The organism is Stenotrophomonas sp. VV52, from assembly GCF_002893095.1.
GTDB lineage: Bacteria > Pseudomonadota > Gammaproteobacteria > Xanthomonadales > Xanthomonadaceae > Stenotrophomonas > Stenotrophomonas aracearum.
Window position 1 is genome coordinate 475897 of sequence record NZ_PKQQ01000002.1, and the last position, 14306, is coordinate 490202.

Here is a 14306-nt window from a genome sequence, read left to right on the forward strand (position 1 = left end):
GGTCTCCAGTGGGGGAGACTGGAGCATAACCGCCCGCGCATTACATCAGCATTCGATGACGTTCACCGCAAGGCCGCCGCGGCTGGTTTCCTTGTACTTGTCCTGCATGTCGCGGCCGGTGTCGCGCATGGTCTTGATGACCTTGTCCAGCGACACCTTGTGCTTGCCGTCACCACGCATCGCCATGCGCGACGCATTGATCGCCTTCACCGCGCCCATTGCATTGCGCTCGATGCACGGAATCTGCACCAGCCCGCCGATCGGGTCGCAGGTCAGGCCCAGGTTGTGCTCCATGCCGATCTCGGCCGCATTCTCGATCTGGCTGGGGTTGCCGCCCAGCGCCGCGACCAGCCCGCCGGCCGCCATCGAGCAGGCCACGCCCACCTCGCCCTGGCAGCCCACTTCCGCGCCCGAAATCGAGGCGTTCTCCTTGTACAGGATGCCGATCGCCGCCGAGGTCAGCAGGAAATCGAACACGCGCTGCTCGTTCGCGCCCGGGCAGAACCGGTCGAAATAATGCAGCACCGCCGGCAGCACCCCGGCCGCTCCATTGGTCGGCGCGGTCACCACGCGACCACCGGCCGCGTTTTCCTCGTTCACCGCCAATGCGTACAGGTTCACCCAGTCCAGCGTGGTCAGTGGGTCGCGCATCGCTGCCTCCGGCTTGGACGACAGCTCGCGGTACAGCGCCGGCGCGCGCCGCGACACATGGAGCCCACCCGGCAACGTACCTTCCTGGCGGATGCCACGGGTCACGCAGGCCTGCATGGCGTTCCAGATCTCGCGCAGCTGCTCGCGGATCTCGTCTTCGCTGCGCCAGCACTTCTCATTCTCGAACATCAGCTGCGCGATGCTCAGCCCGCTGCGCGCCGTCTGCGCCAGCAGCTCGTCGCCGCTCTTGAACGGGTAGGGCAGCGGCGTCTCATCCGGCACGATGCGGTCGTCGGCAGCATCGTCCTGGTTGACCACGAAGCCACCGCCCACCGAGTAATAATCACGCGTGGCGATCACCTGCTCCTGCGCGTCATAGGCAGTGAAGCGCATGCCATTGGTGTGGTACGGCAGCTTCTGGCGCTTGTTCAGGCCCAGGTCGCGCTTTTCGTCGAAGGCGATTTCATGGGTACCCATCAGCCGGATCCGCTTGGTGCTGCGGATGCGTTCCAGCGTATCGGGAATGATGTCCGGATCGATCATGTTCGGGCGCTGGCCCTCCAGGCCCAGCAGCACCGCCTTGTCGGTCCCGTGGCCGCGCCCGGTCAGCGCCAGCGAGCCGTACACATCCGCACGGATGCGTACCACGTCCTGCAGGCAGCCCGGGTCCAGCAGCCAGCGGTGCACGAAGCGTTCGGCAGCCTTCATCGGCCCTACGGTGTGCGAGGAGCTCGGGCCAATGCCGATCTTGAAAACGTCGAACGTGCTGACAGCCATGATTGCCAAACTGCGGGTATCGGATGGAGCGCTATTCTATGCTGTCCCCGGCGCGCGGCCTGGCTGCGGCGCAGCATTTTCCGACGATCTGGAGCCGAATGTTCATTCTTTACCAGCGCGACGACTGCCACCTCTGCGACCAGGCCCTGGCCGTACTGGCCCAGGCCCGGGTCAGGGGGCTGGAGAGTGTGTTCATTGATGATGACGCGGACCTCGAAGCCCGGTATGGGGTCCGGGTCCCGGTACTCAGAGATGCGAAAGGCCGTGAGCTGGACTGGCCATTCGATACGGCCCGCCTTGCAACCTGGTTGGATCCCGGGCCGAATCACGACCAACCATCAGGGGCGGCCGGCGGGTAGCCCCCGGAGGGACGCTAGAAAACATGGATGTTTTCTAGCAGCCCCCATGGACGGGTTCACGGCGTGTCCCGGAGCGGGGCTGCCCGACGGCCGCCCCGGCACGTAGCAACTGAAACGCTGCTCTCAACGGGAACAATCACTTCGCCTGGAACTTCACCACCGTACTGATCGCAGTCTCGTTCGGAATGGTCTTGGTATCCTTCCAATCACCTTCGCCCACACCGAAGTCCAGCCGCTTCACAGTAGCCTTGCCGGTCAGCACCGGATTCGCACCCGGCTTCCAGTCGAACGTGAGCGTCACCGGCTTGCTCACCCCGCGCAGTTCCAGCGTGCCCTTGGCTTCGTACTTGCCCTCGGCAACCTTGGTGAAGCCCTTGGCGGTGTAGCGCGCGGTGGCGAACTTGGCCACGTTGAAGAATTCCGCCCCCTGCAGGGTCGAATCACGGTCGCTGTTGCCGCTCTTTGCCCCGGCCAGCGGAATGGTCACGTCCAGCGAGCCCGCGGCCGGATTCGCCGGGTCGAAGCTCAGCCGGGTCGAAAAGCCCGGGAAGCTGCCCGTAAACGTCTCGCCGTCGTACTTGGTGGCGAACGCCAGGTGCGAACCGGCGCCCGGCGCCTGCACATAGTCGGCCGCCAGCACCGGCGCGGTGGCCATGAGGCCGGCCAGCGCAGCGGCCACGGCGGCGGGGGAGGTGAGCTTGATGTTCATCGTCAATCCTTCTGGGGGGAGGTGAGCCAGCCCTGCGGCAGCATGCGCGCCAGCGTGGCATCGCGTTGGAACAGATGGTGGTACAGCGCCGCGCCCGCGTGCGCGACCACGACCGCGATCAGCAGCCAGAAGCCCCACTCGTGGATCGCATGCGAAATCTCGGCCGCGCCCGGGTTCGGCGCCACCACCTTGGGCATCTCCACCAGCCCGAACCAGCGGAACGGACGCAGCCCGCTGGCCGAATCGTAGATCCAGCCCGACAGCGGCAGCGCGAACATCAGCACATACAGCAGCCAATGCGTGGCCGACGCGATCCGCTCCTGCCAGCTCGGCGTACCCGGCACCGGTTCCGGCGCACCGGCGACCAGGCGCCAGCCCAGCCGCAGCGCCACCAGCGCCAGCACCGTGATGCCCAGCGACTTGTGCGCCGTGTATACCCAGAAATACTTCGGCGTACGCGGCAGCTCGCCCATGGTCAGCCCGACGATGCCCAGCAGCAGGATCAACAGCGCGATCAGCCAATGCAGGCCCTGGCTGACGTTGCCCCAGCGGTCGGAGGTGTTTCGGATGGTCATGGCGAGCGCGTCCCGGCTGGCGAAGGTGAAGTGTCCGAGTCATCGGTCGGCGCCGGAGTTCCCGGCTCTTCGACGGACGGTGTGTCCTGCGGATCGGCGGCCGAACGATCGCGCACCGCTTCCGCCTCGATCCGCAGCTGCACCTCATCGCCGATCATCGATGGCCACGCATCCACGCCAAACGCACTGCGGCTGAGCGTGGTCGTCGCCGAGAAGCCCGCCGTGCGGCGGAACGGCGGCATCGGGTGGCGCTTGACCGCATTGAGCGTCACCTCCAGCGTGACCTCGCGAGTGACCCCATGCAGGGTCAGCTGCCCGATCACCCGGGCATGCGTGGGATCGACCGGTTCAATGCGGGTCGACACGAAGCGTGCCTCGGGAAACCGCTCCGCATCCAGCAGGTTGCGCGCCAGCGCCGCCGTGTTCCATTTGTCGTCGCCCAGGTCCAGGCGCTGCAACGGCACGCTGACCGACAGCGTCGCGCTGCGCCAGTCGTCCGCGTCGAACGCCAGCGTGCCCTCACTGCCGGACACCGTACCCAGCGCCTGCGAGAAGCCCGCATGCTCCACCGCGAACAGCACCCGCGTGTGCACCGGATCGAGCCGATAGGTCTCGGGCGAGGCGGACGCCACCCATGGGGTCGCGCACAGCAGCAGGGCAAGGGTCAGGCGATGGATCACGGCCGGCTCCGTTCAGGGCTGGGCCGATCATACGCGCTGCCCCGTGATGCCGGGCAGCTCCATGGCTGCAACAGATCGTGGCGCGCCCAGGCGCGCAGCACCGCCCGCTGTGTGACAATCGCCGCCTACAGGGAGAACTCGATGGCGTTGAGCGCGCGCGGTTGGCGGGCAGGCATCGTGCTGCTGGTACTGGCCGCGTGTGCCGTACCGTCGGCGTTGTGGGCCGCAGGGACATCGGCAGAAACACCGCGCATGCGCCGCTTCGGTGCCGCCGAAGGCATGCCGTCGCGCATGGTGCTGGCGCTCGCCCAGGACCGCCAGGGCTATATCTGGGCAGCCACCGACGATGGCCTGGCGCGGGTCGACGGGGTCGGACTGCGGGTATGGCGCAATGAGCCGGATGACCCCCGCTCACTGCCCAGCAATGAAATCGAAACGTTGCTGGTCGATCCGCTGGACCGCGTCTGGGTCGGCAGCAATGGCGGCGGCCTCAGCATGCTGGGACCGGACCGCAAGCACTTCGAGCAGTTCCCCGACATCAGCGTTCTCTGCGAGGGGCAGTTCTGGTCGCTCGCCTATGCCGGCAAGGCATTGTGGATAGGCACCAACGCGCATGGCATCTGCCGCCGCGACGAAGACGGCAGCCTGATGCGGTACCGCGCCGAACCCGCCGATCCGGACAGCCTTCCCAGCGACACCATCTACAGCATGCTGTCCGACCCGCAGGGGCGGGTCTGGGTCGGCACTGGCAGCGGCGTCGCGCGCTGGAACGGCACCGGGTTCACCCGCATCGCCGCGGACGTGCTGGGCGACAAGAGCGTGTTCCGCCTGACCCGCGACCGCGACGGCACCGTGTGGGCCGGCACCCAGGGCGGCCTGTTCCGCATCGGCAGCGACGACAGCGTGCGCCCGGCGCCCTGGACGCCCAGCGCCGACGTGCGCGCCGCGTCGGTCGTGCACGACCGCAACGGCGGCTACTGGCTCGGCACCGCCGACGGCCTGTACCGCGGCGACGAGCACAGCGTGCGCCTGCTCGCCGGCGATGCCGGCAGCGGCTTCCTCACCGAGCGCAGCGGCGTGCTGGACATGCTGCAGGACCATGAAGGCGGGCTGTGGTTCGCCATGCTGACCCAGGGACTGGCCTACCTGCCGCCGGACTGGAAGCGCTTCTCCACGTGGTACCAGCTCGACGGCAAGCCGCTGGACAGCGCCTACCTGCTCAGCGCCGCCGCGGCCGGCAACGACTATTACATTGCCGGCGCGCACGGCGTGTACCTGCTCGACGCGGGCGGACACCTGCGCCAGATCGCAGCTGAAAAGCAGCTCGGCGTGGGCGCGGTGCGCTCGGTGCTGCCCCGTGCTGACGGCGCGCTCTGGCTGGGCCGCGCCGGGCGGCTGGGGCTGTACCAGCCGCGCAGCGGCCAGTTGCGTGAGTGGAAGATCGGCAGCGGTACCGACGTGCGCCAGCGCATCGAGCTGATCCGCCAGGCCCCGGATGGCGAGGTGTGGCTGGCGATCACCAACCTCGGCGTGCAACGCCGCGCCGCTGACGGCACGCTGCTCGACGAGATCCGCGTCGACGCCGACCGCGGCCTGGTCGACGTGCCGGTGGAACAGATGCTGTTCGATCCGCGCGGCCAGCTCTGGATCATGGGCGACCTGGGGGAAATGGGGCTGCTGCGCTGGCAGGACGATCGCTTCCAACGGGTCCCGGGCGTCGCCCCGGGGAACATCCATGACATGGTCTGGATCAGCCCGGACGAAGCCTGGCTGGCGCGCAAGGGCGGCCTGGAGCGCTACCGCTGGGACGGCCTGGCCATGACCCTGCGCGAGCGCGTCGGCGCCGCGCAGGGCATGCCGCCGGTGTCGATCGGCGGCCTGGCGATGGGCCGGGACGGCCAGGTCTGGGCGACCACGCCGCGTGGCCTGGTCAGCTGGCATCCGCGCGAACGCCGGCTGCGCGTGTATGGCGAGCGCGACGGCCTGCCGGACGTGGAATTCAGTGGGCGCCCACCGGTGATGGGCGCCGACGGCCGCGTGCTGGCGGTGACCGCCACCGGGCTGGTGGCGTTCGACCCGAACGCACCGGACCTGGCGCTGCCTCCCTCGCAGCTGGTCATCGACAACATCCAGGTGCGCCGCGACGACGCCGAGGGCCAGCAGTCGCTGCCGGTCAACGCGCCGCTGCTGCTCGGCCCCGACGACCGCGACCTGATCATCTCCGCGCGGCTGCTGTCCTATGCGAGCCCGATGGGCAACCGCTACCGCTACCGCGTGTCCGGGTATGACCAGAACTGGGTGATGCAGAACGCAGACGGCGAACGCCTGCTGTCGCGATTGCCCTCCGGCGAGTACGCCATCGACGTGCAGGCGGCAACGCCGCATGGCGACTGGACGTCGTCGCGCACCATCAATGTGCGCGTGCAGCCGCCGTGGTGGCGCAGCAGCTGGGCGATCCTGGGCTACGTCATGCTGGGGCTGTTGCTGGTGGCCGCGGTGGCCGCCTTCGCCCGCGCGCGCCTGCGCCGACGCCAGCAATGGCAGCTGACCGTACACAAGCAGCAGATCGCCGAGCAGGCCTCGCAGGCCAAGAGCCGCTTCCTGGCCACGCTGGGCCATGAGGTCCGTACGCCCATGACCGGCGTGCTCGGCATGAGCGAGCTGCTGCTGGCGACGCCGCTGGACGAACTGCAGCGCGGGTATGCGGCCTCCATCCAGCATGCCGGCGCCCACCTGCTGCGGCTGGTCAACGACGCGCTCGACCTGGCGCGCATTGAAGCGGGGCGCCTGGAGCTGGACATCCGGCCGTTCGACCTGGTTTCGATGCTGGCCCAGGTCGATGCGTTGATGGAGCCGATGGCGCACCACCGGGGGCTGGCCTACGAACGCAGCTTCACCCTGCCGGGCGCGGTCCAGCTCAGTGGCGACGAGATGCGCGTCCGCCAGATCCTGATGAACCTGCTCGGCAACGCGATCAAGTTCACCGAACACGGCCATGTCGGGCTTGGCATCGAGCTGGTCGAACACGGCAATGGCGTCGTCTTCGAGGTCTCCGACACCGGCCCGGGCATCAACCGCGACCAGCAGGAACGCCTGTTCCATCGTTTCGAACAGGCCGACGGTCCGCGGACGGCCTCGCGCTATGGCGGCAGCGGCCTGGGTCTTGCGATCTGCCAGGAACTGGCGGTGGCGATGGGCGGCCGGATCGAGATCGACAGCCAGCCCGGACAGGGCGCGCGCTTCTCCGTGCACCTGCCGCTGCCCTGGTGCCAGCGCCCTGGCGCAGGATCGCCGGCGGTCCCCGATGGCAGCCCGGTGGTCCTGCCGCCGCTGCGGATCCTGCTGGTGGAGGACGACGCGACCGTGGCCGAGGTGATCGCCGGCCTGCTGCGCGCGCGCGGCCACGCGGTCGTGCACGCGTTGCACGGCCTGGCCGCGTTGTCGGAAGTGGCCGCCGGTCGTTTCGACGTAGGCCTGCTCGATCTCGACCTGCCCGCGCTGGACGGCATCGCCATTGCCGGGCAGCTACGGGCGATGGGCTACGCGCTGCCGTTGATCGCGGTGACCGCGCGCTCGGATGCGTACGCCGAACAGCAGGTGTTGGCGGCCGGCTTCGACGGCTTCCTGCGCAAGCCGGTGACCGGCGACCTGCTGGTCTCGGCGATCGCCCAGGCCTTCGCGAAGCGTCGCGCAACGCCGGATGCGACGATCTCGCCATAGGCAACGCAATTTGAAAACGCGAAATCCATTCAAAACTTGATTCGCCCGAGTGTGACGCCGTTACAGGTCTGGCGCTGCGCGCGGCCGATGAACGCTCTACCGTTGCAGCAATGAGAACGATCACGCTGCGCTGAACGGTGACGCTTCCGCGCGCAACCCTGCACGCCCGGGCTGTCGTGGTGCTGTTGGCCTGCCTGCTTGCCTGGCCGGTGGCGGGCAACCCGACCGTGGTGCAGATCCCGGCGCCACGCCTGCTTGGCATTCCCGACGGGCTCCACGATCCCCAGGTGCGGGCCATCGCAGAGGATGCCTCCGGCTACCTGTGGCTGGCCGGCAGCGATGGCCTGATGCGATTCGACGGACAGCGCTTCCGCCAGTGGCGGCGCGAGGAAGGCCTGCCGGACGTGGACCTGCGCGCGATCCACGTCGACGCGCGCGACCGGTTGTGGCTCGGCACCGCCAACCAGGGACTGGTGATGATGGGCAGTGATCGCAGCGGCTTCCAGCGGATGTCGGCATCGGCCCCGCTTGCGCTGCGGCAGGGCCATCTGCGGCAGGTCAGCAGCAGCGGCGATGGCCGGGTCTGGGCCATCGGCAGCGACCAGCAGCTCCATGCGCTGTCGCCACGCGATGGGCAATGGCAGCGTTACCCGCTGCCGGGTGCGACGGTGATCGCGCTGGTGCGCGACAGTACCGGCACGCTGTGGGCCGCCCAGCCTGCGGCGTTGTGGCGCTGGCAGGGTGCGCATTTCGCGCGCGTCGCCCTGCCGGGTTCCGCTGCAGCGCCGATCAAGTCACTGTGGGCTGATCCCCAGGGTGGCATCGAAGTGACCACGGCGCGGGGCAGCTGGGCGGTCGGGGCGGCCACCCGAGCGCGCCGCCTCGAGCCCGGCGACCGCAGCGTGCTGCGCAGTACCGATGGAACCCTGTGGCAGCACGGCGAACGCGGCCTGCAACGGCGCGACGCCGGCCGCGTGCTGCCGGTGTCGCTGGTACTGCCGCCGGGCGCCGCACCGGGTCCGGTGGTGATCCGCCAGGCCTTGGAAGACCGTGGCGGCGACCTGTGGTGGGTCAGCGAACGCCACGGGCTGTGGTGGCTGTCGGCGCGCTGGCGGCAGTTCACCGCATTGCCCGCTGTCGCCGACGGCACACCGGGGATCGGCAGTCACTACGCGCTGGCCCTGGCGGCGTCGGGTCCGCACCACGCCTGGGTGGCCGGCAGCCGCGGGCGCCTGCAGCACCTGGACCTGCGTACCGGCCACGGCCGCGATGTCGGTGCGTACCCGCACGCCGGGGTGACCGCGCTGCCGGTCGGCCTGGATGAGGACGCGCGTGGCCGGGTCTGGCTGGCCAGTGCGGACCGTCTGCTGCGCTACGACCCGCAGCAGGGACAGCGTCGGACATGGCCACTCGGCCTGCACGCGCCGCAAGGTGCGCTGTCGCTGCAGGTGTGCGCGCAGGAGCAGGTCTGGCTGGCCCACCCACAGGCGATCCAGCAGTGGTCGCCAGGCGGTGAGCGGCTGCGCCACCTCGCGCCGCAGGCGGTGGGTCTGGCGAACGACCTGCCGCTGCGCCAGTTGCTGTGCACGCGCGACGGCGAACTGTGGGCCACCGATCCGGCCGGTGCGATGCGCTGGTCGCCGTCCCGCGAACGTTTCGAACCGGTACCGGGAGACGGCGTCGGCGCAAGCCTGGCGCTCGCCGAGGCCGACGATGGCACGCTGTGGATCAGCCGCGATGCCGCGCTGGAACAGTACCGCCGCGTGCACGGCAGGCTGCAGCGCCTGCGCCGGCTGGGCCCTGCCGAAGGCTACCCGCAGCTGCGCGCCGAAGCGCTGGTGGTGGGCGGCAACGGCGTGGCGTGGGCCGGCGCGGCGCGTGGACTGGTGCGGGTCGACCCGGGCCCGGGTGAGGTGACGGTGCTCGGCACCGCGCAGGGCCTGCCGGTGCAGGAAGTGCTGTCGCATCGCCTGCTGCGCACCGGTGCGGGCGCGGTCGTGGCGGGCATGCGCGAAGGCGGGCTGCTGGCCTTCGACCCGCGCGCGTTGCGCACGCCGGTGTCGCCCCCGGTGCTGGTATTCGACGCGATGAGCCGGCGCCGCCATGGCCGGATCATCCAGGTACCGGTGTCGATGCAGCCGGTGATCCTGGGGACCGCCGACCGCAACGTGCGGGTGGCGGTCCGCCTGCTGGGCCGCGGCGACCCGGACCGCATCCACTACCGCTTCCGCCTGCTCGGCCAGGACCCGGGCTGGGTCGACACCGGACCGGTGGCGCAGCGCCTGTTTACCCGTCTGCCGGCCGGCGACCATACCCTGCTGGTGCAGGCCCGCCACGCCGGCGGACCCTGGTCGAGCGTACGCCAGTTGCCGTTGCGGGTGGTGCCGCGCTGGTGGGAAACAACCGTGGGGCGCAGCGTCGCCGGCATCGCCATCTGCCTGGTGGCGGTCGGGCTGTCGCGCCTGCATCAACAGCGGCAACGGCAACGCGCGCGCCGACGCCAGGCGCGTGCGCGCGAGCAGCGCGCAGAACAGGACTCGCTGCAGCGCAGCCGTTTCCTGGCCGAGCTTGGCAGCCAGGTGCGCGCGCCGCTGACGCCCGTGCTCGGCTGGAGCGAGCTGCTGCTGCAGTCACCGTTATCGCCCCTGCAACGCGAGCAGGTCGGCAGCCTGCAACAGGCGGGACATCATCTGCTGCAGCTGATGGATGACGCACTGGACCTGGCCGGCATCGAGTCCGGCCGCCTGCAGTTGCAGCCTGTTCCGTTCGTGCTGGCCGAGCTGATCCGCGAGCTGCACGCCCTGCTGCTGCCGGTGGCGCGGCGCAAGGCGCTGGCCCTGCACTGGAGCAGTGCGCTGGACCCGGACACCCGCTATCTCGGCGACGTGCAGCGTCTTCGCCAGATCCTGTTGAACCTGCTCGGCAATGCACTGAAGTTCACCGCGCACGGACAGGTGCGCCTGGCCGCGCGGCCGGCACCGGATGGCAATGGGGTGCTGCTGTGCGTGTCCGATACCGGACCGGGCATGACCCCGGCGCAGCTGCAGCGGCTGTTCCAGCGCTTCAGCCAGGTGGACGCGCCGGCGACCGGGGCATGCCATGGCGGCAGCGGCTTGGGCCTGGCCATCAGCCGGGAACTGGCCCAGGCCATGGGCGGCAGCCTGGTGGTGGACAGCCAGCGCGGGCGGGGCACGCAGTTCCAGTTGCTGCTCCCCTGGCACCCGCTTCCGCCGGGCGCGACAGTGGCGGCTACCGCCTGCGCGCCTGCTCCGGCAACCCCGTTGCGGATCATGCTGATGCTGTCGCCGGACGAGGCCGAGACCGTGGAGGTGGTCTGCGCGATGCTGCGCGCGCAGGGCCACAAGGTGGTGGGTGTGCGCAACGCGGATGCCTGGGTACACGATGTGGACCCCGGACCGTGGGACCTGATCGTGGCCGATCCGGACCTGCTGGTCGCGGGCGGGCGGCTCAGTGCGCGCTTGCCCTGGCTGTGGCCGGGGGTGCGGCGGATGGCGCTGACCGCGCGCGCCGACGCCTGCGCCGAGCGCGATGCACGGGCTGGCGGTTTCGAGGGGTTCGCGCGGCTGCCGCTGACCGGTACGCGGTTGGCAGCAGCGCTGGAGGCGGCGTGATCGAGGCGATGCATTCGCGCCTGCGCTGCGTGGCCGTGCTGCTGGCCGTGCTGCTGTGTGCCGGCGTTGCGCGCGCGGCACCGCCCAATGCCGTGCGCTTCACCACCGCCGACGGGTTGCCGTCCAACGCGGTGCACCAGGTGGTGGAAGACCGCGTCGGCTATCTGTGGTTCGCAACCGACGATGGCCTGGCCCGGTTCGACGGTGAGCGATTCCGGATCTGGCGCCGGGAGCAGGGCCTGTCGGACAACCAGCTGCTCTCGATCGCGGTCGACAGCGACGACCAGCTGTGGATCGGCACGGCCCACGGACAGCTGATGCGGATGTCGGCCGACCGCAGCCACATCGTCCATTTCGACCGTACGCGTTACCCGGCATTGGCCAACGCCGCGATCGGCGTGCTGCTGCCCACGCCCGAAGGTGCGGTGTGGTTCGGCAGCCGCGACGCCGGCCTGTTCCGCCTGGGACCGGACCAACGCCTGCGCCAGTTCCTGCCCGCGCTGCGGGGCGATGGTCTTCCCGACCGGCGCGTGGACCACCTGGCACTGACCGCCGATGGCACGCTCTGGGTCGGCACGCCGCGCGGCCTGGTGCGCTGGCGCGAGGGTCGCTTCATTCCCGCCCCTGCGGTGTTGGCGGACGCACCGGTCAGTGCGTTGCTGGTGGATGCCGAAGGCGACCTCTGGGTGGGCAGTGCAGCGGGTCCGTGGCGCTGGACCCGCGCGGGCCGGCTGGATCCGGTGGATGCCAGTACCGGCACCCGCGCGCTGGGCCTGTCCCGTCGCGGTGGGCCGTGGCTGGGCGACGACGCGCAGGTATGGCGGCCCGGCGCGGAACCCGTGCCGGAGGTCGCGGTGGCGCCGCTGGGCAGCCCGGACCGGCCGCAGTTCCACACGGCGATGGAGGACCGCCATGGCAGCGTCTGGTTGTTGGGCAGGCATCTGGGCGTCTGGCGCCTGCCGCCCCACTGGCAACACTTCCAGCCGATCGACCCGATGCCTGCAGGGGCGCCTGCGGCGAGCGGCGCGCTGTTGGACCCGGACCGGTCTCCGGTGCAGCTGGCCTGTGCGGACGGCAGTCGTTGGCGGCTCGATGCCGCCATCATTGAACGACATCCGCCCGATGGTGCCGCCCCGCAACGCTGGCGCTGGAACGCGCTGGAGAAGGCGCCGCCGAGCGGTCCCCTGGCGCTGCACTGCGATGGGGGCGCTGGCTTGTGGTGGGGCGGACGACATGGCCTGGCCCGCTGGCACGCAGGGCGCTTCCATCCGGTACCGGGTGTGGAAGGGGACGTTACCGCCCTGCATGGCGTCGATGCCGCGACGCTGTGGGTGGCCAGCCCCGAGCGGGTGAGTCGCTATCAGATCCAGGACGGCGTGGCCCGACCCGGCGTGCAGGTGGATGCCCGCCAGGGGCTGCCCGCAGTGCGCCTGGTATCGCTGGCCGCCGACGCGCACGGCGCGGTGTGGGCCAGCAGTGCGCGCGGCCTGCTGCGGCTGCGCCCGCGCGAAGGCCTGGTGCGGCTGTACACGCGCAGCGAAGGCGTGCCCGATGCGGTGATCAACGCGCAACTGCAACCTGCCGGTACGCAGATGCTGGCGGTGGACCGCCACGGCCGCGCGACGCGCTTCGACCCGATGGGCCTGGCGGCCCGTCGCAGCGAGCCGGCGCTGGTGGTCGAGCGGGTACAGCTGTATCGCGACGGCGCACTGCAGACGCTGCCGCCTGCGGCGGTGATCCCGCTGCGTCCCGGCGACCGCGACCTGCAGGTAAGCGTGCGCCTGCTGGGGGCGCCCGTGCAGGCGCGCCAGCAGTACCGGTTCCGCGTGTGCGGACTGGATCGCGAATGGATCCGGGTGGGCCGCAGTGGCACCCGCGGTTTTGCGCGGGTGCCACCGGGCGAGCATCGCCTGGAGTTCCAGGCGCGGCTGGCCGATGGCAGTTGGTCGTCAACGCAGTCGCTGCTGCTGCAGGTCGAACGCAGCGGCTGGTACCACCCGGTGCTGGAAGGGGCACGGGTGGGCGCCGGCGTGCTGCTGGTCGGCGGCGGCGCCTGGGCGGCACTACGCCGGGTCGCGCGGGGCCGGCGCGCGGATGCGTCCAGCCAACGCCTGGCCCTGACCCTGCGTTCGGCGCAGGCCAAGGCGCACTACCTGGCCACGCTCGGGCATGAGGTCCGAACCCCGCTGACCGGGGTGCTGGGCATGAGCGAGCTGCTGCTGGCCTCGCCGCTGCATGCCGCGCAGCGACGTTCGCTGGAGCAGATCCGGGCCGGTGGCCAGGCCCTGCTGGCACGGGTCGACGCGGCGCTGGACGAGGCCCGCCTGGAGGCCGGCTGCGCGCCGCTGCAACCGATCGATTTCGACGTGGTGGCCGTGCACCGGCAGTGGCTCGCGCGGCAGGTGGTGCCCTCCTGCCGGCGCGGCACCGCGCTGGCGCTGTGCCTGCACGTGGAGGCGGGCGCGCGCGCGCACGGCGACCCACAGCGGCTGGCCCAGCTGCTGGATACCGTGGCGCGCACCCTCGGCCGGCGGACCGGGGCAGGGCGGGTGGTGCTGCAGGTGGCGTGGCGACCGGGACGCGACGGCCTGCTGCTGGCGTTCGATGCCGCCGGCCGCGTGGCGCCGCGTGGCGGGCGCGCGGCGGTCATGCCGACACCGTCGGCGGACGCGCTGTGCGCCGCGCTTGCCGCCGCCGAGCGGCTGGCCGGCGCTCTGGGTGGTGCGCTGCGCGTGCACGCGGCCGAAGGCAGGCAGTGGCGCGTGCAGGTAAGCCTGCCGATGCCGGCCGTGGCAGGGCACGAGGGGGGCGGCGGGGATACGGCTGCCGGCCGGGTGCTGCTGGTGGATGACGATCGCGCTGCCGCCATCGCCGGTTGCGCGCTGCTGGGCGCCCAGGGCATGCAGGCCGTGCACGCGACCAATGCGCTGTCGGCGCTGACCGAACTGACCGGCGGCGGATTCGACGCGGTGCTGGTCGACACCGACCTGCCTGGCCTGGATGGCGTGGACCTGCTGGGCCTGCTGCGCGCCACGCACCCGGACACGCCGGTGCTGGCCATGTGCGGGCAGGCCCGCCCCGGGCTCGCCGGCCGGGTCCTCGCGGCGGGTGGCGGCGACCTGCTGCGCAAACCGGTCAGCGCCACTACGTTGCGCCAGGCCCTGCGCCGGACAGAACCGTTTACCATCCCGTCTTGATCGGGC

Annotated in this window: 8 protein-coding genes; 4 read left to right on the forward strand and 4 right to left on the reverse strand. The window is 70.8% G+C overall.

The window, feature by feature from the left end; genetic code table 11:
• Positions 1-45 precede the first annotated feature (45 nt).
• Positions 46-1428, reverse strand: coding sequence for an L-serine ammonia-lyase (locus C2U58_RS08210; RefSeq protein ID WP_070207135.1), 1383 nt, complete (start codon positions 1426-1428; stop codon positions 46-48).
• Positions 1429-1526: 98 nt separating this feature from the next.
• On the opposite strand from C2U58_RS08210, the gene C2U58_RS08215 reads away from it, so the two are divergent.
• Entirely contained in the window at positions 1527-1787 is a 261-nt protein-coding gene (locus C2U58_RS08215; RefSeq protein WP_102945466.1) for a glutaredoxin family protein, read from the forward strand.
• Between the two features lie 136 nt (positions 1788-1923).
• On the opposite strand, the gene C2U58_RS08220 is transcribed toward C2U58_RS08215, so the two are convergent.
• From C2U58_RS08220 to C2U58_RS08230, 3 genes are read right to left on the reverse strand one after another with little or no spacing between them, the layout of a single operon-like run.
• Positions 1924-2496 carry a YceI family protein gene (locus C2U58_RS08220; RefSeq protein WP_102945382.1) on the reverse strand — a complete coding sequence of 191 codons (573 nt, stop codon included), beginning with the start codon at positions 2494-2496 and terminating at the stop codon, positions 1924-1926.
• Positions 2497-2498: 2 nt separating this feature from the next.
• The gene (locus C2U58_RS08225) at positions 2499-3071 is read right to left on the reverse strand and encodes a cytochrome b (protein WP_102945383.1); all 573 of its coding nucleotides are present in this window, start codon (positions 3069-3071) and stop codon (positions 2499-2501) included.
• A complete protein-coding gene (locus C2U58_RS08230; protein ID WP_102945384.1) occupies positions 3068-3751 on the reverse strand; it encodes a YceI family protein in 684 nt (227 codons plus the stop codon). Before C2U58_RS08230 ends, C2U58_RS08225 begins: the two co-directional genes overlap by 4 nt.
• Before the next feature lie 141 nt (positions 3752-3892).
• On the opposite strand from C2U58_RS08230, the gene C2U58_RS08235 reads away from it, so the two are divergent.
• The 3 genes from C2U58_RS08235 to C2U58_RS08245 all read left to right on the forward strand — a co-directional run bounded on the left by C2U58_RS08235 (position 3893) and on the right by C2U58_RS08245 (position 14300).
• Positions 3893-7471, forward strand: coding sequence for an ATP-binding protein (locus C2U58_RS08235; RefSeq protein ID WP_102945385.1), 3579 nt, complete (start codon positions 3893-3895; stop codon positions 7469-7471).
• A 137-nt stretch (positions 7472-7608) separates the two neighbouring features.
• Positions 7609-11103, forward strand: a complete 3495-nt coding sequence (locus C2U58_RS08240; RefSeq protein WP_146033433.1) for an ATP-binding protein — start codon at positions 7609-7611, stop codon at positions 11101-11103.
• Positions 11100-14300, forward strand: a complete 3201-nt coding sequence (locus tag C2U58_RS08245; RefSeq protein ID WP_102945387.1) for a two-component regulator propeller domain-containing protein — start codon at positions 11100-11102, stop codon at positions 14298-14300. The genes C2U58_RS08240 and C2U58_RS08245 overlap by 4 nt, the downstream gene beginning before the upstream one ends.
• Positions 14301-14306: the final 6 nt, after the last annotated feature.

Excerpts from the sequence above, each read along its gene's own strand:
- C2U58_RS08215 (WP_102945466.1), top strand. The coding sequence starts at position 1,527 with ATGTTCATTCTTTACCAGCGCGACGACTGCCACCTCTGCGACCAGGCC.
- C2U58_RS08235 (WP_102945385.1), top strand. The coding sequence starts at position 3,893 with ATGGCGTTGAGCGCGCGCGGTTGGCGGGCAGGCATCGTGCTGCTGGTA.
- C2U58_RS08220 (WP_102945382.1), bottom strand. The coding sequence starts at position 2,496 with ATGAACATCAAGCTCACCTCCCCCGCCGCCGTGGCCGCTGCGCTGGCC.
- C2U58_RS08210 (WP_070207135.1), bottom strand. The coding sequence starts at position 1,428 with ATGGCTGTCAGCACGTTCGACGTTTTCAAGATCGGCATTGGCCCGAGC.
- C2U58_RS08225 (WP_102945383.1), bottom strand. The coding sequence starts at position 3,071 with ATGACCATCCGAAACACCTCCGACCGCTGGGGCAACGTCAGCCAGGGC.